37 protein-coding genes are annotated in these 19729 nt (G+C 39.3%); 1 reads left to right on the top strand and 36 read right to left on the bottom strand.

From position 1 onward, the window contains the following. The 23 genes from GJU41_RS12750 to GJU41_RS12640 all read right to left on the bottom strand — a co-directional run bounded on the left by GJU41_RS12750 (window position 1) and on the right by GJU41_RS12640 (window position 12681). Entirely contained in the window at window positions 1-426 is a 426-nt protein-coding gene (locus GJU41_RS12750; protein ID WP_224771407.1) for an HK97-gp10 family putative phage morphogenesis protein, read from the bottom strand. Next, on the bottom strand, window positions 416-748 hold the full coding sequence (locus tag GJU41_RS12745) for a phage head closure protein (protein ID WP_154318795.1): 333 nt from the start codon (window positions 746-748) through the stop codon (window positions 416-418). Before GJU41_RS12745 ends, GJU41_RS12750 begins: the two co-directional genes overlap by 11 nt. Beyond that, the gene (locus GJU41_RS12740; protein WP_154318794.1) at window positions 745-1089 is read right to left on the bottom strand and encodes a phage head-tail connector protein; all 345 of its coding nucleotides are present in this window, start codon (window positions 1087-1089) and stop codon (window positions 745-747) included. Before GJU41_RS12740 ends, GJU41_RS12745 begins: the two co-directional genes overlap by 4 nt. Window positions 1090-1097: 8 nt before the next feature. Next, window positions 1098-1391: a hypothetical protein gene (locus tag GJU41_RS12735; RefSeq protein WP_154318793.1), complete on the bottom strand. Its 294-nt coding sequence runs from the start codon at window positions 1389-1391 to the stop codon at window positions 1098-1100. Next, window positions 1388-1684, bottom strand: coding sequence for a hypothetical protein (locus GJU41_RS12730; protein WP_154318792.1), 297 nt, complete (start codon window positions 1682-1684; stop codon window positions 1388-1390). The genes GJU41_RS12735 and GJU41_RS12730 overlap by 4 nt, the downstream gene beginning before the upstream one ends. A 46-nt stretch (window positions 1685-1730) precedes the next feature. Next, window positions 1731-2774, bottom strand: coding sequence for a major capsid protein (locus GJU41_RS12725; protein WP_154318791.1), 1044 nt, complete (start codon window positions 2772-2774; stop codon window positions 1731-1733). 16 nt (window positions 2775-2790) lie between these two features. Then, complete coding sequence (locus tag GJU41_RS12720) at window positions 2791-3150, bottom strand: hypothetical protein (RefSeq protein WP_154318790.1); 360 nt, start codon at window positions 3148-3150, stop codon at window positions 2791-2793. A gap of 14 nt (window positions 3151-3164) precedes the next feature. Next, window positions 3165-3782, bottom strand: a complete 618-nt coding sequence (locus GJU41_RS12715) for a DUF4355 domain-containing protein (RefSeq protein WP_154318789.1) — start codon at window positions 3780-3782, stop codon at window positions 3165-3167. A gap of 119 nt (window positions 3783-3901) precedes the next feature. Further along, window positions 3902-4063, bottom strand: a complete 162-nt coding sequence (locus tag GJU41_RS12710; RefSeq protein WP_154318788.1) for a hypothetical protein — start codon at window positions 4061-4063, stop codon at window positions 3902-3904. 63 nt (window positions 4064-4126) lie between these two features. Further along, the gene (locus GJU41_RS12705) at window positions 4127-5155 is read right to left on the bottom strand and encodes a phage minor head protein (RefSeq protein WP_154318787.1); all 1029 of its coding nucleotides are present in this window, start codon (window positions 5153-5155) and stop codon (window positions 4127-4129) included. Continuing rightward, window positions 5152-6651: a phage portal protein gene (locus GJU41_RS12700; protein WP_154318786.1), complete on the bottom strand. Its 1500-nt coding sequence runs from the start codon at window positions 6649-6651 to the stop codon at window positions 5152-5154. The genes GJU41_RS12705 and GJU41_RS12700 overlap by 4 nt, the downstream gene beginning before the upstream one ends. A 10-nt stretch (window positions 6652-6661) precedes the next feature. After that, the gene (locus GJU41_RS12695; RefSeq protein WP_154318785.1) at window positions 6662-7861 is read right to left on the bottom strand and encodes a PBSX family phage terminase large subunit; all 1200 of its coding nucleotides are present in this window, start codon (window positions 7859-7861) and stop codon (window positions 6662-6664) included. Next, on the bottom strand, window positions 7836-8675 hold the full coding sequence (locus GJU41_RS25230) for a terminase small subunit (RefSeq protein WP_154318784.1): 840 nt from the start codon (window positions 8673-8675) through the stop codon (window positions 7836-7838). Before GJU41_RS25230 ends, GJU41_RS12695 begins: the two co-directional genes overlap by 26 nt. A gap of 42 nt (window positions 8676-8717) precedes the next feature. Continuing rightward, window positions 8718-8948 (bottom strand): hypothetical protein, encoded by a 231-nt coding sequence (locus tag GJU41_RS12685; protein WP_154318783.1) that lies wholly within the window; start codon window positions 8946-8948, stop codon window positions 8718-8720. A 45-nt stretch (window positions 8949-8993) separates the two neighbouring features. Next, window positions 8994-9407, bottom strand: coding sequence for a DUF3908 family protein (locus GJU41_RS12680; protein ID WP_154318782.1), 414 nt, complete (start codon window positions 9405-9407; stop codon window positions 8994-8996). A gap of 115 nt (window positions 9408-9522) precedes the next feature. Continuing rightward, window positions 9523-10020, bottom strand: coding sequence for a sigma factor-like helix-turn-helix DNA-binding protein (locus tag GJU41_RS12675; RefSeq protein WP_154318781.1), 498 nt, complete (start codon window positions 10018-10020; stop codon window positions 9523-9525). A 15-nt stretch (window positions 10021-10035) separates the two neighbouring features. Then, a complete protein-coding gene (locus GJU41_RS12670) occupies window positions 10036-10224 on the bottom strand; it encodes a hypothetical protein (protein ID WP_154318780.1) in 189 nt (62 codons plus the stop codon). Window positions 10225-10828: 604 nt separating this feature from the next. Beyond that, window positions 10829-11011, bottom strand: coding sequence for a DUF3954 domain-containing protein (locus GJU41_RS12665; RefSeq protein ID WP_170292798.1), 183 nt, complete (start codon window positions 11009-11011; stop codon window positions 10829-10831). A gap of 164 nt (window positions 11012-11175) precedes the next feature. Further along, complete coding sequence (locus GJU41_RS12660; protein WP_154318779.1) at window positions 11176-11346, bottom strand: hypothetical protein; 171 nt, start codon at window positions 11344-11346, stop codon at window positions 11176-11178. Between the two features lie 21 nt (window positions 11347-11367). Continuing rightward, on the bottom strand, window positions 11368-11532 hold the full coding sequence (locus GJU41_RS12655; RefSeq protein WP_154318778.1) for a hypothetical protein: 165 nt from the start codon (window positions 11530-11532) through the stop codon (window positions 11368-11370). Window positions 11533-11535: 3 nt separating this feature from the next. Beyond that, entirely contained in the window at window positions 11536-11799 is a 264-nt protein-coding gene (locus tag GJU41_RS12650; RefSeq protein WP_154318777.1) for a hypothetical protein, read from the bottom strand. Then, window positions 11796-11945, bottom strand: coding sequence for a hypothetical protein (locus tag GJU41_RS12645; protein ID WP_154318776.1), 150 nt, complete (start codon window positions 11943-11945; stop codon window positions 11796-11798). The genes GJU41_RS12650 and GJU41_RS12645 overlap by 4 nt, the downstream gene beginning before the upstream one ends. A gap of 175 nt (window positions 11946-12120) precedes the next feature. Continuing rightward, on the bottom strand, window positions 12121-12681 hold the full coding sequence (locus GJU41_RS12640; RefSeq protein WP_154318775.1) for a hypothetical protein: 561 nt from the start codon (window positions 12679-12681) through the stop codon (window positions 12121-12123). Window positions 12682-13240: 559 nt separating this feature from the next. Here GJU41_RS12640 and GJU41_RS12635 point away from each other — a divergent pair. Continuing rightward, on the top strand, window positions 13241-13450 hold the full coding sequence (locus GJU41_RS12635; RefSeq protein ID WP_224771406.1) for an aspartyl-phosphate phosphatase Spo0E family protein: 210 nt from the start codon (window positions 13241-13243) through the stop codon (window positions 13448-13450). 89 nt (window positions 13451-13539) lie between these two features. On the opposite strand, the gene GJU41_RS12630 is transcribed toward GJU41_RS12635, so the two are convergent. The 13 genes from GJU41_RS12630 to GJU41_RS12570 form a co-directional block, all read right to left on the bottom strand. After that, on the bottom strand, window positions 13540-13776 hold the full coding sequence (locus tag GJU41_RS12630; protein ID WP_154318774.1) for a hypothetical protein: 237 nt from the start codon (window positions 13774-13776) through the stop codon (window positions 13540-13542). 15 nt (window positions 13777-13791) lie between these two features. Further along, a complete protein-coding gene (locus tag GJU41_RS12625; protein WP_154318773.1) occupies window positions 13792-14274 on the bottom strand; it encodes a hypothetical protein in 483 nt (160 codons plus the stop codon). 97 nt (window positions 14275-14371) lie between these two features. Beyond that, window positions 14372-14584 (bottom strand): hypothetical protein, encoded by a 213-nt coding sequence (locus GJU41_RS12620; RefSeq protein WP_154318772.1) that lies wholly within the window; start codon window positions 14582-14584, stop codon window positions 14372-14374. A 138-nt stretch (window positions 14585-14722) separates the two neighbouring features. Next, on the bottom strand, window positions 14723-15367 hold the full coding sequence (locus GJU41_RS12615) for a dUTP diphosphatase (protein WP_154318771.1): 645 nt from the start codon (window positions 15365-15367) through the stop codon (window positions 14723-14725). Further along, on the bottom strand, window positions 15345-15587 hold the full coding sequence (locus GJU41_RS12610) for a FliH/SctL family protein (RefSeq protein ID WP_154318770.1): 243 nt from the start codon (window positions 15585-15587) through the stop codon (window positions 15345-15347). Before GJU41_RS12610 ends, GJU41_RS12615 begins: the two co-directional genes overlap by 23 nt. Window positions 15588-15758: 171 nt before the next feature. Then, window positions 15759-16472: a hypothetical protein gene (locus GJU41_RS12605; RefSeq protein WP_154318769.1), complete on the bottom strand. Its 714-nt coding sequence runs from the start codon at window positions 16470-16472 to the stop codon at window positions 15759-15761. 24 nt (window positions 16473-16496) lie between these two features. Beyond that, entirely contained in the window at window positions 16497-16877 is a 381-nt protein-coding gene (locus GJU41_RS12600) for a replication terminator protein (RefSeq protein WP_154318768.1), read from the bottom strand. Window positions 16878-16888: 11 nt separating this feature from the next. After that, on the bottom strand, window positions 16889-17332 hold the full coding sequence (locus GJU41_RS12595; protein ID WP_154318767.1) for a RusA family crossover junction endodeoxyribonuclease: 444 nt from the start codon (window positions 17330-17332) through the stop codon (window positions 16889-16891). Further along, the gene (locus GJU41_RS12590) at window positions 17329-17559 is read right to left on the bottom strand and encodes a hypothetical protein (protein WP_154318766.1); all 231 of its coding nucleotides are present in this window, start codon (window positions 17557-17559) and stop codon (window positions 17329-17331) included. The genes GJU41_RS12595 and GJU41_RS12590 overlap by 4 nt, the downstream gene beginning before the upstream one ends. Continuing rightward, entirely contained in the window at window positions 17559-17759 is a 201-nt protein-coding gene (locus GJU41_RS12585; protein ID WP_154318765.1) for a Fur-regulated basic protein FbpA, read from the bottom strand. The genes GJU41_RS12590 and GJU41_RS12585 overlap by 1 nt, the downstream gene beginning before the upstream one ends. Then, on the bottom strand, window positions 17759-17938 hold the full coding sequence (locus GJU41_RS12580) for a hypothetical protein (RefSeq protein ID WP_154318764.1): 180 nt from the start codon (window positions 17936-17938) through the stop codon (window positions 17759-17761). The genes GJU41_RS12585 and GJU41_RS12580 overlap by 1 nt, the downstream gene beginning before the upstream one ends. Then, window positions 17931-18848, bottom strand: coding sequence for an ATP-binding protein (locus tag GJU41_RS12575; RefSeq protein ID WP_154318894.1), 918 nt, complete (start codon window positions 18846-18848; stop codon window positions 17931-17933). Before GJU41_RS12575 ends, GJU41_RS12580 begins: the two co-directional genes overlap by 8 nt. After that, complete coding sequence (locus tag GJU41_RS12570) at window positions 18769-19728, bottom strand: replication protein (protein ID WP_154318763.1); 960 nt, start codon at window positions 19726-19728, stop codon at window positions 18769-18771. Before GJU41_RS12570 ends, GJU41_RS12575 begins: the two co-directional genes overlap by 80 nt. Window position 19729 lies beyond the last annotated feature (1 nt).

The raw sequence follows: 19729 nt of genomic DNA, 5'->3' as shown, positions 1-19729 counted from the left end.
TCACTTACCCAACTTTCTCATTTCTTTTCGGAAATAGCGTTCGCCGGCATCAATGGCAGGACTCCAGAACTCTTGGGGTCTTTGCCCTTCAGTAGTAACGAAACGATTTAACTTATCAGAATAATAGGTCCATGGTGTTTGTCGCCCATTCCCCTTTGAAGCGTAAATACCAGTCCCGTATTCAACGTATATAGCGTAATGAGCTGTAACACGAACGATTGCCATTAAACCATTTTCTAGAATTTCTACTTCGATTGAATCTCTGAGGTTCCCATCGTCCACAGGAGCAAGAGCCTTTGCATTGGAATGAATGATTGCTGCTGTTTCAGTAACAATCTTCTTTACCTCTGCTTCGAAATCTTCAGCGTATTTCCTTACAGCTCTGCGCATGTATTTATTGCCAAAAGTAATCCGATTACCGGCCATCTTGCATCAACCTCAGCTGCACCTTCATTACTTCATTCTGACCGCCTTGATCTTGAGGCTTAGCGATTAACTCATAAGCCTCACCTTCAAAGATACAGCGCATCTTCTCGTTGATATCCGTTCGATATTCATAATAGAGATTACGATCAAATGGAGTATTGAGCTGCTGCGCTTGAAACAGTTCTCTACTGGACGGAGTATCACAAAAAGCCGGCACATCCACAATCACATCAGCCCATGATTGAGTGTACCCGCCTGCGCCATCAGATAACTTCAGCAACGATTGAAAGGTCACAAAATGTGGATATATATCTTGCATCATATGAATCTCAATCTTTTGTATGGTTTCAAGTACCCTTTAAAACTATCAGGAAAATTTAAATCATAAGAATAGGAAACAGATCCCATAGTACGAGATTTCAAGCCAGATGCATTTAAATTGTGCTCTAATGCTTTGGCAATATATATCTTAACGCCGCCTGGTATGATTACTGCCCCCTCAGGGGAAATGCCACCGAAATCATTATTTGTGTAGATCATTACGTGTTCAAATAATAAAGGCAGCATCGTTTTGATGTATTCATCATGTTTAGAATCGTGGATATTTAATATCCCTTTAATTTCTGCAATGTCATCTGGTGTGGGTACAAATTGCACAATCATTTTTGCACCTACTCCCCAATGATTAAGCTAATTAAATCTTTTTTAGTAGCGTCAGACTTATACTCGATGTTTTCTTCATCAAGAAAAGCCTTTAACTTGTCATTCGTTATTTCTTTTAACTCTTCGGCAGACAGTGTGAAATAATCCGGAATGACATTTGTTTCTTCTTGATCGGCTTCAGCCACTTTAAAGCCTTTCGCTTTGTACACAACGTCAAAAGCTCGCTGAGTAACCTTGCGAGTTTTCCCTTTGGAATCCACTATATCGAGAATGCTGTCTGATGATTTTACATACTTTGTCATGCTTCTTCACCAACAATCACATTGATTAACTCTTCTTTCGTGAAGCTAGATTCATAAGCTAAACCTTCAATATCTAAAAAAGCTTTTAAATCATCATTTTTCACCTTCGATAGTTCCTCTCGTGATAAACCGAAAAAGTCTACATCTTCCGGCACACTATCTACTGAATTGATGACGCCTGATTCTAAAAGACTTTCATAATCTTTCTTTGAAACCGTTGCAGATTCACCTGCAGCATATCGATCTTCTCCGATCTTCACGTTTCGATTGAAAGATACTTGAATTTTTGCCATGTGATATTCCTCCTTTTTTTTAATTTCTAAGGGGAACTAAATCCCCTTAGTTCACCTTCGCTGCAAAGATGTTGTTAAGATTCTCAAAGCTTGGCAGCACAATTTCAGAAACGATAGTTTGTACGTTTACTGGGTGTGGCTCTTTGATTGTCGTAATGGCCACCCCTGTATTAACAATGCTTACATCAGCTGATGTTTCACCTGTCATCAGATCAGCCTCTTCCGGAGTTGTACCGTAGTACGTATTACCAAGACCACCATCTGGAATTAATGTGATATAGTCATCCGGATAGAAATTATGAAGCGCACCGTCTTCTGCACGGTATTTTTTGTTGTAAACAGCAACTGAAAGGCCAAGTTTGTTTAATAGGTACTGTTTGAGCATCGAATCAGTCATGATGATGTTTTGTGCTCCAATAGGATTGATATCTTTACGGATGCTGTCGTGTGCCAGCAAGTATCCGAAGGTTTTACGAGTCAAAATTGCGTTAGTTGGACGTACACCCGTATTATCTTCGACTGTATCCTGCCAAGATAGAATATCCTGGATAGGTGTAGAAGCCGTGTCGCTCCAGCGTGCAGTTGTAAGCAACTCTTCTTTATGATCAGCAGACATCTTGTAGTCATAGTCATAGTCCATACGATTTGCACGAATGGAAATCTTCCCTGTAGATAACAGTTGCATGATCATTCGCTCAGGTTGAACCATGGCACCTTTTACAAGATCAGCTGCATCGTCATAGATGTTAGAGATTAAAGCATCCACAGCCCCGTCCAGGTTAGACGCTAGCAAACGATTCAATTCTTGACGATCTTTTTCACCAATACGTTTGGCTTCGCGGAAGAAAGGCATTTCCGTTTGAATTTTGCTGAATCCAATACGATCACGAACTGTTGCTTTAGCATCAAACTCAGAAGGCATTAACGCAACCGGAAGTCCGTTCGCGCCTTTAATCCAGCTTAGATCTAAACCCAGCTGTTTCTTTGCTGGGAATAGTGTAGCCCCCAAGTAAGGAGTGTTATTTGATGGGTTGCTTTGGTAGTACGTTGCAACGTTTTGCGCATTAACTAAATCAAAAATTGTTGGCATTTATCGTCATCCTCTCTTATTTCACAAATGTGATTTGTTTTAATGCTGTAACTGCTTCTGCAGCTGGTGCTTCAGGAAGCTTGTCTAAATCTACGAATCCATGAATCATTGCGGCTCCCGGCGCTGGACCATAGGTTACGTCCGTGTCATTGAACAGTACACCTTCTGCCCCTGCCCCATTAGTTTTAACAGCAAGAACAGATTCACTTGCAAGGAATCCACCACCTAGAATGGTGCCTGCAGGAACGATCTTTTTGCCGTCAGCATTTGCTGCAACCCCAGCATCAGAAACTGTCACCGCCAGATTGACATAGTGATCCGGGAATTTTACGATGCTTTTTGTATTTGTATAAGTTGTTTCTACAAATTTACTCATTCAATGTTTCCTCCTCATTCAAAATAAGATTTACGGGCATCTTCTAGCCCTGTATGTTTGCTAGCTACTGTATCAGCAATTTTCTTACCAAAGGCACCTGCATCACCTTTTGGATCTCCACTGCCTCCATTAGGATTACGGCCGCCGGACTTGAATTTTGCTTCTACGCCCGCCTGAATAGCTGCAGTTACCTCTGCTTCAAACGTGCTTAAGTTAGCGAGTGTTTTCTCTTCATCTTCACCGATGAAGAAATCTAATACACCTTTAGGCAAGTTCTTCTCAGCAGCAACCTCCAATGCTTTGTTCTTCAAAGATTCACGATTTCGGGCTTTGCGCTCGTCTTCGATTTCCTTGCGAAGTTTCTCAACTTCTAATTCGGCCGGGGATTTAGCTGGGTTACGCTTAGCAACTTCCTCGTCCACCAATTTGTTCAGATTGTTCGTTTTCCAGCTATCCAAAGATTTCGAATGATATCGATCTAACTCCGGTTGAATCACACGCTTACCTTCATCTGTTTCCAGGAAACCTTTCACCTTATCAGCCGATACGGCAGAGAGTTCTCCTAGATATGCTTTCACGTCTGCTTGGTCCTTATTGGATTCAAGAAATGCTTTGATTTCTTCTAATGTCATTGAGTGTTCCTCCTTGCGCCCTGATAGTCAGACGAGATGCCTGCCTATAAGTGCAAAATAAATAAGCCTGTTTATTGCGTCTATTGCTTAAAGACGTGTGGTTGATCGTTTATTGCACTTTAATGGTGTTTTTTTCTCCTGTCCTTCTTCATCTGTTTAAGATCGTAATCTCTTAGGACGGTTGCAGCTACAAACATTTTTGCCATTTCCTCATCGTTGGTCGTAAGCCCTATTTCAGCAAGTTTCAGCTTATATCTTGATTTAAATTGCTCAAATGTCACCGCAATCAACTCCTAAACTTTGCTATTTAACGCAATAGCAACGAGATAAAGGAACACCTCCTCCTATTTAAGCACAGCCTCTTTGCTCTTATACCAGTCATCATAACTTACATAAGGAATAACCCTGCTTGGCGCCTGAACTTCCTTCTGAGCCCTCTTAAGTGCTTGCTTATATGTCAGTCCATTATCTGCCATGTACTTATCGATCCTGTCTGCTAATTTCTGCTGATATTTATCGTCCATATAGTCACGTTCACGGCGATATTCAGGTATTAACCCATTTACCAACAAGAGTTTCACGCATCTGCACTGGATATCCATGGATGCTATTCCCCATAGCCTTGGAGCCTTAGCTTTCCATGCCTTGTAATGGAAATAGCCTTTTTTATCGGTTTTCTTGCCGTCTAATTCTTGATGGGACTCTCTTACCCTGTGATCCAGCATACTCATCCAGATAGCGCCCATTTCAGCATATTCAGATGCTTTCTCCATCACCTTTTCAGCAGCAATAGAACGCGCCCGTCCTACCTCAGTGCGGGCTACTAATCTCGCTTTCTTTTGACTAAAACCAACAGCCATTTCTATGCGTTTCGCCATGGTAGCGTAACCTTCTCCAGCAATCATGCCCTGTGCAAGCTCTATATCTATTTTACGGACAATTTCATTACGATGTAGTTCTAATACTTTTGGTAAGGTTAGCTCTGCAATTGGATTTAGCAGAGCCTCTTTTATAACACCCTTGCTAGGGATATCAAACCCCATATCTGTGCCATCATTGACACTCATTTCAGTGATATATGCCGTCATAAGATACTTACCTACAAATTGATTCTCGACCTGCCCCTGGATATCTTGGATGATTTGCTTGTAATCTTCAGTAAACATCTCACCAATTAGTTTCATTTCCTTTTGGAATCGGTTATATTTATTCAATTCCGTAAAGGAAAGCTCTCCGTTTTTCTCGTACTTTCTATACATCTGAGCGACCTGGCGCAGAATTGTTTTTAATCGTTTGGCAAAAACAACTTGCAAGGATAACTCTGCAGCTGCTAAAAGCTTATCAAGTATTTCTTCAATTTCTAATTGGTTCAAGACTTCCTCACACCCGTTCCCTTACAGGTTGTACATTGGATTTGGTTTCCTGTTTTTGGGCTCGATACCTTACCGCTACCACCACAGACATTGCAAGGGTGAGTGTCATCGTTTTCATTTGCATCAGCTTCTGAATTATTCTTCTCATTTCCAAAGTGTTCAAGATCAGTATCTAACGGTTCTAACCTGTTTCCATAAAGTACTGCATCCTTCTGCATTTCTTTTAATTCATACTCTACGTCGTCTACTTGTGTAAGCATGGATAGTCGTGTTCTTTCACTTATGTGACCTTTAAATGCTGCCGTTGTTTGGGCCTCATCTAATAAGTTTGCTGGAAGATTACGTTTCCAACCAAACCATACTTGCAGGTAATCATCAGAATTAAATCCTTTCCGTTTTGACCATGTACTAAACAAGACTTTAAATTGGTATCTAAGGGCAGCATTGAATTTACGCTCCATCGTGATGCACTTATTCTCGAGAGCAAGGAGCTTGAATCGCATCGCAACACCTGTAATCGTGCCGCTAAATGATTCGTCACTGAAATTTACCGACTTAGCAAAGCGCAGGATATTTTCTTCCAATCGGTTCAGATGGTTCTCAATCATTCCGTCATTAATATCTTTTGTCAGATACTTCACGTCATCACTTTCGTCAATCAATTCAAAAATCCCTGACTTCTTAACATCTTTCAACGTATCTTCGTCTGCGCCCATTCCTTTTAATAGTAAGTAAGCCAGGCGATACTGCTCTATTTCATTGGAAGCGTCTGAAAGTGTGCGGTCGTACGCATCGATAAGCGCAAGCACCTTTTCAGCATCTGCTTTCATCTCCTTATTATTGGCTACTCCGTAGAGTGGGTTGTGATCAAATAAATGGGGATACACATCCACAAATTCACCATTGACGAATACATACACATCGGAATCGTCATAAAACTCAACATGCTGCATGTCCCCGACCTTGTATGCCCAAAGTGAATAAGCAGGTTCGTGAATATCTTCTCCTATGAATACCGTTTCCCAAGGATCTAAATTTTTAATGCATTCCTTGCCCTCGGTGTCCAAATATAGTAGACGTGAAGCTCTTCCGCATATTGCGGCCATTTTCCCAAGTTCAGAATCTGCATCCTCAGTATTATTCCGAATCAAAAATTCTTCAATTACTTGTTTTAAGGACTCATTGCTTTTGTCGACATCATAGCTAATCGGGTGCCCAAACATGTAACCTATTTTCGTGTCGACAATATCAGCATCAAAAGCATTATTGAGCCTGTTATCAACTTTGTCATCCAGTCGCAGAATGTCCTTGGCTTCTCCGAACCCGTCGTATGCAACAGCAGAACGCATAAAAATTTTAGGACCATCTACATCTGCCTTATAGCGTTCGTATAGACCCTTCATTCGTTTATGGTCCTCTGAATGAGCAGTGAGAATTTCGGAAATCAAGGTTTCATCTATTCCATTTTCATCAATCTGCTTTTTGAATTTCCTCATTTTTTCACCCCTAGCCTGTCTTTCTTCTTTTTGGTTTCAAATGGGTGTATATTGCATAGCGAATAGCATCAAGCACATCATCCCATTCCTTTACCGGTTCCCCTGTCTTCGCATTCCAGACGTACATGAAAATCTCTTTCTTGAACCGGTCAACACTATCTTTCACTACTTTCAATTTGCGCTTTTTGAACAATCTGGCCACTTCTTCAATCCCCGAAACGACAGCTTTATCAGCATTAATGGCTCTGATTCGCTCTCTTCTGAAACGGATGATGTGCTCCGGCCGTGCTGTATCACAGTAGAAATTAATATTTCCGTAACGACTCTTAACACCATTTGCTACCGTTACCCAGTAGTCGATTTCTTCATGCTGCTTAGCATGCTCTTCCAGCAGATACAAATCACCTTTGTCATCTTCTCCAATGACCACAATGGAGCCTGGATGTTCATATCCCCAGTCAACTCCGGCCCAGTAACGAACGAAATTGAGTTTATCAGCCTCTGCAGATGTTACATAATGGATGTTTTGGTCAAAGTCCTTATAGATAACACCTTCAGCTGCTACCCATTGCCCTTTAATATCTCGATCAGTAAACATTCCAGAGGGAGTAGAAGCTACAATACTCTCGACATACTCAGGATCCAAAAAGATATTATCGTACAACGTAAAATGGAACGCTCTGATATTCAGGCGTCCGCTGTCTAACGTTTGTCCGTCTTTATCTATAAGATCTTCTTTAACAGGATGAGCCGGATTCTCTGGGTTTGTATCGATAATGATACGTGCTCCTTTATATGAGCAACGTGAGATAACTTCTTTTATGAACATGTCATGAAGTGCTGTTCCCTCATTCATTAGTGCACCGGCTGCTGTAAATCCACGTGCCTTTTTCCATGAATCTGATTTAGATCCATCAAAAACATAAATTTTATTGCCGAATAAAGTGAATGAATTCTTTTTATCTAATTTAATATCTCGGCCAATAATCTTCTCCATATCATCAAGAATGTTCCGCCATATGGATGAATATGTTGCGCCGCCGATGATAAACGCTATACCTTGGTTCTCATACTTTGCAACATGTGCCAGGAACAAAAGAAGAGCAATAAAGGTTTTGCCTGCACGCTTTGCCCCACTTAGAAGAAGGATCTTAGGATCTTCACCTCTAACACTCTCGACTACTTCAATCTGTTTGGGTGTTAATTCCATTGACTAACCCCCTTAATGCAGCCGCCACGTCTTTTTCCTGTTCATCAACTTCTTTATGAATCTTAGCTTGAGCTAGCTTCAACTTTTCTTCCTCAATTTGACGTTTAAATTTATCGGGGAACAGGTCAAAGTATAGGGAAAGCTTCTCCATAGCCTTCATGCGATCTTCCAGCTTAATTGAGACGCCATCTTTCCCCTGCTTAACCTCAGATATAATCGTCCCATCAACAAATCCAGAGTCCTTAAAATCTACATAGTTTACTTCTTTCCATATTTGGTTGCCATTCTCATCCTTAACTGGACCAAATGGGCCCATAACCTCGACTTCTTTTTGGCCGAATGTAAGGAAGTCCGTTATGTTGGAGAAGGCTATCTTAACGTACTTGCTAAGCACATCCATTGCCTCTATATAGAGCTCATCTGTCATGCTTTGTTTGATTCGCCTAATTTCCACAGAAACCTTATCATTCTTTAGCAACCTGCTGCCTTCAACATGAGCACTCATTGTTGCATATCCGGCATTAATTGCTGATTGAGTTGCATTAAAGGATTTAACGTAATAAAGACAGAAAAGACGCTGTTTCTCAGTAAGCTCTTCTGCCTCAATCACATGATCATTTTTAGATGCATCTTTCTCTTTTGGGGTTGCAACCTTTTTCTTTATGGTTGCATCCTTTTTAGTTGCATCTCTGGACCATCCATCCCGGCTTTTCCTGCTCTTTAAGGTTCCGAGTTTTATGTCATGCTTTTCAGCAAGAGCCTTTAATGTGACATTAGTTGATTCAAACTCACTTTTAATCTCATCCCAATTCATTACCGCATCACCTAAACCCCCTCTGACAGAATCGATTTCTATTTATTTCTTTGGAATAAACTCATCATTATGTGCTAACTGGTGAATAGTATCTTTTGCAACCTCAGTCATTCCTACAGCTTGAACATAAGTATGAGAATCATAGACTGTCATGGTTGTACCGTCTTTCAAATCGAAGACTGCTACAAATCCATTAATTTCATGAAAATTGTCTTCTAGCCATTTAATTAGTCCGTTTGTCGGTCCCGGGAAAACTCTTTTAACGTTTAACATATTTTCACCCCATATAAAAAAGCATCCTCGAAAGGATGCTTGTGTTTATAATGCTCTATAAAACTCTTTAATCACTTCTACGTAATCATCTCTGAAATCATAATTCGAATCCTTTAACCCGTCTAAGGTTAACAATTTTCCGTTTTCAAATTTAATTTCCAGTACGTGATTACTATGGTCATGACGACTATTATATAGCTTTTTCGAATCCACTTTAGAGTAAATGTGCTCATACGAAACTTCTTTATGTTCATTTATTGTGATTGCGAGTAAACCTGATTTAAGTAAAAAAAGTAATTCTACAGGTTTTTCATTTTCAACGTTTTTTGGATAAAAGATTTTAATTGAATCTTCACCGTAGAATTTCTCAATATTGCTTATGACAGAGGCAAATTCTCTATGACCATCAATCTGTCTTCTGGTAACGATTTGCTTAAATTGCTCATAAGTAAATCCCATTAATATCACCTCCCCCCTAACTTAGTATAAGGAAAAAGAGGTAATAATTGAAATATTTTCTAATAAAATTAGATTCTCATATATACATCATTTGTACCACAAAAAAGAACCCTTTCTATGAAACTAGAAAAAGGCTCTCCTTTTTTCGATGCTCGATTTTCTTAATAGCTCGCTCAACATGGTTCTGAACTGATGTTTTCTTAATCCCCATTAGTTCTGCAGCATATTCAAATGTTAATCCCTCAACCTTAATCATTAGAAATGCATCCTTTTCCCTTTCTGACAGGGTGCAGAGTGCATCCTCAATTAATTCCTTCTCAAAATCACTCAGGTTCTTCGCTATGGCCTTATAAGTCTGATGAACAGGCAAGACATCCAGAATGGCCGGATCCGTCAAATACACCCCGTTCTTATCGATTCCACGCCTTGCATCTGGATTACGGCCGGAGATAAGCCATTCAATTTCGTATTCAAGGTCGCTGATCATGCTGTTGATGATTGTAATGTCTTCTTGATCACGTAGAGTAGGCTTTGCAATTGACTGTAATTTCTTTTTCATTTGTCTCGCGAAACGTAAGGACTGTTTATATTCCCATAACAATTTTTTCAACATGACCAGCTCCCTTTATTATTTGTAAGCTCCGCCTCTGCCGCGCTTTAAGGTCTTTCTGTTCATTCCCATTAGATAAACAAGCTCTCCCTCAGACAGCTCTTCCTTTTTCTTTGCAGGTTGTTTCTTCTTTACTTGTCTTAGCTGCTTAACTTCCTGATGATCCTTTTTCCATCTCCTTAATTGCTCTTTAAAGGAATCATTCATCCCCATTGCCCCTTTGGTTGCCAAATTATTGTTTTAAAGGTAATTTCGTTGCAAAGAGTAAACTTATTAATTTGATAAATAAAAAGAGCACCAAACAAACGCGGAATGCGCTCGCTCAGTGCTCTCGGTTTTTCCGATAAGCTTATTTTATTCTGTATTTCTTTAAAAACGAGTAACAAAAACTACATTTGACATAAAATAAAAGTACCAATAAATAAATTCGCCTGATCTATATCTACATCTAGATCGGGGTGTTTAAATAAATGGATTATTTTTTTGATAATGTAGCTACCTTTCTTAATAGTGTTTTAAGTGGTTTACTTGTTATTTATTTATCGTCAAAAATCAGAAAGTATTTTAAATAAAGTATTTTTATTACAGGTGAATTTATTTATGGCGCTGGGAGGCTTGATTTACTCCCTAAGGCGTCATAAATAAATTAAACATAAATAGGGTATATAGAGATGTCACACTCCTTCATTGATCTGGAATGTGGCATTTTCTATTGTATATTAGGTATTTATTTCAGCCATATAGTCTTAATCAAAGGTGCTCTATCAATACAAGTAAATTATACATAACCTCGTTTCTTCGTTTTTCATCTTTAAAACTTAATATCCGTTTCTAATTTACCGTGGCAAGGTTTGCCCCCTTGCCAACTGATCACTTGTTTTCCATATCCATCAGCAGGCGCTGGGACCTGTTTTAAAGTTCCATCTTTAACAATGTAGGTTGCATTATTCATCAAGTTAATTTCCGCGGTCATCGTCTCTATATCGACCTTCACCAAGATCGCCCCCTAGTGTATACTTAATTTAGGTTGAGCCGAGAGAAATCTTGGCTTTTTTGCATATTTCATTAAGCATTCACAAATACTTTTAACACCAAGGACTCCTACAGAGTGGTTTAACCTTTGTTTCCTTGGCAAGCCAGGTGGCCACCATACCTGGCTTATTTCTTTGGACCGGAATTCATTAAAGCCTTCTGCATTTCTACTGTTAATGTGAATGCCTGATCCTTGCTAAATCCTTGTTTTAACAAATTGTTGTAATAAGACCACATAACAGGTGCGATGTCTCTGAGTGTAGCTTGAAGCTGCTCCATCTGTTGAAAGAAATTCATTCCCTTTCCTCCTGATCCGTATTATTTTCTACACAATTTAAAAGTGCCATCTTTAAGAATTGCCTTTTCACCGTCTTTAGCAATGCCTATAACTCCGCCGTTTTTGCTACTTGTGAACGCTGAACAAACTATCATCATCAAACCTCTTGGCGTATAAAGTTTTAGCTGTCGGTATCTTTGTAACATCCATTATCCCTCCACCCCCGCGCTTAATTTCATCATTTCTTCTTTATACCTGCGTTTGATAAACGTATCATGTATTTTCGTTCTAACATTCGGGTGTCGGTGCGGTTGCTGAAGGTATTCTTCCCCCACATGGTCAATTGATTTTGGAGGACTGCACCACCAAGAATCACTCCATGTTCCCTTTCCGTCTGTGAATCTGGACATTACACCATCAAATTCACCAGGTTTGCGCTCATATCTCCACATTTCAAATTTCAGGCGTTTCATTCAGGTTCCACCCCCGCGCTCAATTTCGCCTGTTTTTGGTGTCGGAAGCCTTTACTATACAAGTAGCACCAAAGACCAAAAATATTTTTGCCACTAAGCTTTACTGTCTGACCGTTTTTGCCTGTTAGCACGTATTCTCTTGTCATTCTTCATTGCCTCCTCAGTTTTTTTACCGATTTCCACCCATTTATCTGTACAAGGTTCACAAAACCACTCTCTAACGTCTTTCAACCATTCGCCACAATCAAGACAACTAGCCATTTTAAATCCTCCTATTCTGCATCAGGGTTCAATATTTCGCAATATGGTCGAAATGTGACATTAAATATTGTGTTTTTCGCAAGTGTCAATTTCCCAATAATCGTATGGTCTGTAGTCAAATTTATCAGTCACCCATTGCTCCAGAACGCTGTGACAGTCTATATATTTGGGTCTGTTTACATCATTTTTAACGGTTATAACAATAGGATCATTTCCTTCAATCATCACAAAAAATGTTCTATCCTGTTCGGCAAGATGGATGAAAGCAAATCGTTCGTTATAATTCATGATTAGTCTGCCTACTGCACGTCCACTCGCAGTTCTAACACTGTATAAATGTTCTTTTTTCAGCTCTTGCAAAAACGCTTCATGCGCTGCGGTGATTTTCCGTTTTTCTTGTTCGAGTTCGGTAATGCGTTCTTTATGTTCATCTGCCAATCGTTGCCACAAGTTTAAACTTGTTTTATATTGCCATTTTTCCTCCTGAAGCTGCTTGATTGTGGAAATAAGCCAATGCACGTTTTCACCTGAAATCGCACCGCCTATATTTTCTTCTGCAAACGGATTATTTTTCAGCTTCCATTCTTCTTCAATCTCCTGTAATCTCTCGTTAATGTTCATACATGCACCCCATGTTAGATTTAGTCAATCAAACTACTAAGATGTTTGATTGTATATTCATCTTCATATTTCACGAAACAACCACATCTGTTTTGAACTTTTTTTCGGTTGTTGCATATCCTATATTGACTAAACTATTTCCTCTTCTGGTATATTTTTCGGTCACCAAAATTGGTGGCTTTTTTATTGTGGAGTGAAAAAAAGCACCCTTTTTTATAAATTACATACACTAACCTAACAGACCATTTATTACTCCTAATACCACCTTAATTGGTGGATTTTTTTGTATTTCATCTTCAAGTTCAAAACTAATTATTATAAATGGTCAACATCAACAAAGTAGTTTACATGCTATTTCCATAAGCCTTCTAGGTCCTCAACTCACATATTATTTTTACAGTTCTACAATAGGTCATTAGTTACTAGAAATTTATAGTTTATGTCGAAATTCAAAAAGTTTTGTCGAATACATTCCATTTTTTTCATTAATAAGCAATAATAGTAATCCTAATAACCCGCCCCATTATGCTTATGATAATTTAGTGTTGGAGTGAAAAAATTGCATTTAGATCAAAATGATTTATTAACAGAGATCAATATTCTTAGAGCAATAATGATTGAGATTGCTGAAAAACAAGGTTTCAGTAGTCCGGATACTCTGTTGTATAGCCAGAAATTAGATAAAGTAATCTTTGAATATCAGAGGTGTACTTCTTTAAATAGTTCAGCTATTGAAAGAAGAAATTCACCAGCCCTTTCAAATTTCTGATTTCAAGATCTTTATCCATCTGAAAAAGGTCATTCACAAAGATATTGATAGCAGCAGCGTTGCAAACATCAATCCTCTGAAGAATTTCATTATCCCCAATGGCCATTCTTTTTCATTATTTCGGTAATTTCATTTACATACGGTTCATCGGTATTTATGACAAGATAAGTATTTTCAACCTTTTTTCCTTCAAAAGCCTCCTTGTTCCCACTCACGTATCCCAATAATCTATTTAATTCTCTTTGAAGATTTGGATGAAGATACTTTTCAATGTCTTCATTATTCACAACTGTATATTTCATTTCCATTCCTTCTGTAGTTGTCATACTTAATCGCTCCTTTCACCATTCATATATCTTCACTTGCTCCAGCAGATCCGCAGCTATTTCCTCATTACCGGAAATTAAAACTCCCTCAACATTCACACTGTTAAAATCTCTATTTCTCACAAACTCTTCACCATAGAGAAAAGGTGAACTGTTCATTTCTTCCCAAGCTGTATAATGACTGACTCTATTCATACAATGCCATTGAATGTACTCCATGCCTTTTTCAGTCTCAAAGAGTGTTTTACTCGCCAAGCTTAGTTGAACGAAGTGTGAGCCTGTATCAAGCGATATGAAAAGCACCGCACCGCTCTCTGGAACATACTGATTATCGTTACACCTTTGAATGGCGTATTCTTTTATAAAAAAGCTGCCGGACTTTCCTATGTATTCTTGAAGTAATTTTCTAGCCCGGCCAAGGATGATATTGATATCAAAATCCAGTGTTTCCAATTCTTCAAACATATGAAAGATTGTCAGTTGTTCTTGCTGAAGCATTATATAAACAATCCTTTCAAAATCTTTATCCAGCCGAAAAAGCTAAACCACAAAGGTATTGATAAGACTGCCGCCCACATCAAGCCTTTGAAGAATTTCACCTGCAACTATCACAGATCCACAGGTTTTCTTCTTCGCTGTACTCAACAGTTTTTTGGAAGTAGCACTCTGCGCAAAAATCAACTTTTGCATTTTGTTTTTGTTTCACGTATTCAACCCGAGCCTTACGCTCCTGTTCCATTTCATGCTTTGCCCACTCAGTGAATGCATATAGGATGACCCCAATGATGGTTAGAATGAAAATAGTCATTTCTCATCTTCCTCCTTAACCTTTTCGATAAGAAGGACAGTCATGCAACTTTCACAAAACGACCGGTTCCAATGACATGCAGGCTTTACTTTACATTCCAGGCATAATTTCATTTTCATACACCTCACCATTGATTTTTTAATAACCTTGTTTTTGCCTTTGGTGATTAACTGCATTCTTGGTGTAGTAGGCTTGTTCTATTTGTTCATCTGTGAAACCTAACATTTCTCCTAAATTCAGATATGCGGCAAATAGTTCGCAATAGTAATCATCATAATTAAGTTGTGCAGCATAGTTTGCAACTAATATAAATTGACCGGTTATTGTTTTTGTAGGTGCGACCTGAAGCTTTTTCTGTACTTCAATCCCATTGAAATACTCCCAAACATCGAATCCTATTTCATCAGCAATTTCAATGCCTAATTCTAAAATGAAATGTAGTTTATCAACGTACTCTTCTAGGAGTGGGTTTCTTACATCGATTACTCCTGAACAATCGCACACTTCGCAATCAATATACTCATGATTTCCATTGCCCTCTGCATCTTCTTGAACCATCTCATAATTCAAATCACCAGTTCCATCACAAACAGTACAAGTCGCATTTTCCTCAGTTCTTGATTTTTGGTTTTTACTCCAGAACTTAAAGCCTCTCCATTCATTCGCGCATTCCCCACACTCAACTATTAGAGCAAGTATTAATTTCTCAAAACGATCCTGTTTCTTATATCTAATCCGGTCCCGAAGCACTCTTTGCATATCAAACAGATTTTTCAGATTCATCTGGAACCTCCTTGAAGTATTCGCCGCCAAAGTGAGTAACGATTTTCTGTAGCATCTTAGGTCCTATACCTGGTACCTTTTCCAAGCCATCAAATTTCATAGCTAGGATCTTGCAGGCTTCATCTTTTCCGATATCCGTTCCACTCTTAAAGCCGTTTTCAAATCCTTGGTTGTAACCTTCTTGCCTTGCTTTTTCAATAACGGGGTTTTTCTTTTTCATAAGAGCCTCCTCTTATTTTAGGAATCTCTGAGCCTCCAAGTTTCTTACAATCAAAACCAATGCGACTCGAGCATTTTTTGAAAAGGGAACAGCGTGCAGCACACGCCATTACCCTATCTTCTGCTTTGATCCAATCCGGACGGTCGTCAGCGATTAGAACGTTTTCCATGATTAAGCGATGATAATGATTTTCCCAGACTCTATTTCTTTTTCTAATGCAATCTGCAGGTAATCTTTCACGTTTCTCATGGCTGTAATCTTCCATGCTCCCCCATCAGCTGCAAACAACGCGCATCTGGGACCATTCTTCATGCGGAAGATAAAATCACTTTCCGGCTGATCTACTTCAACAAAGGTACGGTATGGCTTTAAGACCACTGGGTTAGGTACTTGAACCGTTGCGACCGTTGCAACACCGACTTTTGCTGAAACAGCTTGTGAAACTCCGTCATCTCCTACTGTACGGACATCCTCTTCTTTGATGTTTCCTACAACCTGCAGCATGATGTCACGATCTTCATTTTTCACAAACACGGATTGCAGTTTGATGTTGAATGACTCTGAATCGTACCAGTGATCAAAGTCAAACGAAGGAATCATCGCAGTTGCTTGGATATAATCATTTCGGTTGTAGTTTCCGTTAAAGGTACTGAAGGCAATGACTTCTGTTGGACTGATGACCTGGACCATTCTCTTCTCAAACGCGTCATCATCAAAGCCTGATTGTAGATACTCAACCAGTCCTGAGAGACTTCTAACCTTCAATGCTGATGGTGTTGCTTCTCGGATCAATTGTAGCTGCTGGGTAGAAAAGGTTTGTCCATCGATCTCATTTGTTTCAACGTTTCCCAAGTTAATTAAGTATTGCAAGGCTTCTTTAATCATTCCCATTCCTCCGATTGTTTTTTATTATTTGGACTGCTGTTTCAAATTGATAATCTTTTGACCTCGATCGTCAGCAACATCGCCTTCTTCAGTGATGTATGTTTGACCTCTAACACCTGATTTCAGTTCTGCCCCGGTAACCTTACCTCGACCGTCTAGATCCATGAGAAGCTTAGCTTCAATTTCTTTTGCTGGAGCAAGGGTAGACTTTGCAATTACATTTGTTAATACAAGATCCCGTTTGTCATCAGCTTTTAAAGATATCGTAAGAGTAAGCTTTCGAACCTTCTTGGCATCCGTATTAGGATCAGCAATGTTTTCAAGAATCTTTTGCAATTCAACATCAAAGCGTTCAGCCATTGCTCCTTCAGCGAAGCTATTAAGATCAATAATTTTTTGTGGCATGTTTTTTCCTCCTAGATTGTGAGTTTCGTTTGTTCCTGATGCTCTTTTAAAGAATCAACAGTGATTTCAATTCGTGGGTTTTCGCTGTAGTACTTGCTGATATGTAGATCCACGACTTGGCTGTCATCGTGCCAGAGAACTTTGTTGCATGCATCCTTAACGGCTTTCACGTAGTTATCAACATCAGGTTTTGTAACCGGCCTAAGCTCACCATTTTCAGCAGCTGCTGCTTTTTTCTTGGAGAAGCTTTTTAATGTCGGTTTGAAAATTACGACTTTTAAAGTTAAAGCACCTTGCAGTAATGTTTTAGGACGGTGTTGTGAAGCAACTAACTTCACGTACTTCTTAAAGTCCCTAGACTTAGCAGGATCATACATTTGCACCCTGCCGTGAATGGTAGATGCCCTGGGCCGTCCTTGAGCGACTGGTTCTCCATAAACTGTGAACTGAATCATCCGGTCTCCTCCCTGATCATCTTCACCATGAACAATTCATGTTCTTCTGTTCGGATAAAGTCTCTTCTGTAGCATTGATACCTGCCGTATGAACGCTTCCAAAGCTTATTCACTAATTTCTTTGAGCTTATAGGAGCAACACATTCATATCCTCGCTTTTCCAACTCAATGACCCTTCTTACAAGCTCCAGCTTGCTGCCAGACTTCAATACGCATATTTGGCTCATTAAGCACCTTCTACCTTTGACATCTCTCTTCCGAAGTCACACTTTACGTTTATATGAATCTCTTCTAAATCCGACAATGTAAGCTCATATAGCTGCTTCCCATCAGGGGTTTTAAAATAGCCATATCTCATTAGCTCTGACTTAAGCTCGTCCTTGCGCTGTTCAACAGCTTGTCTCAAGCGATTTTCAGTTACTGTCATTACGACACACTCCCTAATGCTAATCTCATCTCAGCTTCAGCAAGCTTAGCGTACAGAAGCTCATACCTTGCCTTTTGATTTTCTTTGCTCTCAGGCCCGCAATTCGGGCAATTATGAAAGCTTATAGAGGATTGAGTGTCTACATGTACAACATGCGTTCCGTTGCATAAATTACACATTCTCTAACCCTTCCAATCTATGATTTAGTTGTTTTCGATCACCTTTAATGACCACTGTAAATTCTTTGCACATTTGATAAATACGTGTACCGAGCGCCTCATCCACGTCAACCAGCTCGTCCACAGTAAGCTCTGAAGAAATAAGGATTGGCATGTGATTCAGATACCTGTAGTTGATGACTGCGTAAATTTGCTCAACCGTCCACTCCGTTGCTCTTGGCACACCCTTTGCTGGTTTGAACAGATCATCCACAAACAAGACATCCACTTTTTTCATGCGTTCAAGCTTCTCTTCCAGTTTGCTAAAGTCGTCCTTAAGATCGTTGAACCCTTCCACGTAGGGGAAGTAAAGAACTGAAATCCCTTTGCTAATCAGATTATTTGCAATGGCTGTCAGCAAATGTGTCTTTCCTGATCCCGGTTGACCTAGGAGTGAGATGCTATTGCAACGTTCCTTCCTGATCTCCGCGAACTCTTTAAAGTAATTCAATGCACATTGGTATGCATCTACAATCACTTGAGGCTTGTCATCTACAACAAATGAGCGAAAGCCGAGCTTTTTAAACGCGTCTGTTATTTCACTTGCCTTCAAGAGGTTTCTAATCCTCACCTGGTTTATACAGTCGCACTGTTTGGAATAGGAGTCTTTCCACTCCCACGCCTTATCAGGAGTGCAGATTTTCCCAGTAAGCAAATCGTCTTCAAGAACCATGTTTTCAGGAACAGAAATGTACTGCTCCTCCCCATTTACAACCACTTTTTCTTCAATCCATGCTGTATCTTTGTGAACCCTGTAAAGAATAAGCTTCAGATCTTTGCACTTAACGCAGTTAAACCTTTTTGTTTCTTCCAATCCAGCCGATTTGTCCTCCGGTAATTGAGTCTTCTGCTTTTCGTGCAGGCTTTGCATGACCTCTGCGATACTGGTGAATCGTTGCACCATGGGTTACCTCCTGTCCCGAATCTCGCTCTAAATCCGAAGGAGTTTTGAATCCTTGCTTTTTCCAAGCAACTAACTTTTTGTAAACATACTTCCAAGTTCGTCCATTTACGCGGGCAGCATCTTTGATAGCCTCTATGATCATTTCCTCTGGTTGTTCAAAACCAAAGTTATTTATCACATCCTCAATATCGTCTCGGAGAAATTCTGTAATGTCATTCGGTTCTAAGATTTTGCTTTTCTGTAAAAGAATTATTATGCGTTCCACGATGCTTATCTCCTCCTCCTCTTTATTTATCTTTAAATATATATCTTTAATAATATCTTTAAGGACCTCTTCACTCTTACTCTCCCAAGCGTTTGGGGAGTCTTCTAGTAAGTGTTTTACTAACTCACTAGTTAGTGTTTTACTAACTTTTATACCGATTTCAGTTAGTGTTTTACTAACTATGTTTTCTAAGTCAGTTAGTGTTTTACTAACTTTTTTTCGTTTTATATTATGGTGCAATAACTTATCCATACGCTCTGAATCCCACCCTTTTGAAGGAGTAATTTGCCATTTTTCATAATCTTTATTTACTGAAAACAGATTTTGATTATGGTCCCAGACAATCACTTTTGATTCAGAGAGGAACTTTAATTCTTTCTTAACATCAGTCTTATAAACACCAGCTATTTCGAAATCACTTAGCTTTTCCACTATGCAATCTTTCTTTTGGCATCCATAAGATAACCGGATGATGAAGTGAAGGATTGCTAATTGTCGCTTGGAAAAATCTCTCCTAATGATTTCGTCCATTAGCTCAGTTGCAATACGTATAAAGCCATTTTCCAGTTGTACATTAGCCATC

Source organism: Metabacillus idriensis (assembly GCF_009674765.1).
Classification (GTDB): domain Bacteria; phylum Bacillota; class Bacilli; order Bacillales; family Bacillaceae; genus Bacillus_P; species Bacillus_P idriensis.
The sequence above is the reverse complement of the archived record's forward strand: the minus strand, read 5'-3'. Positions and strand labels throughout refer to the sequence as shown.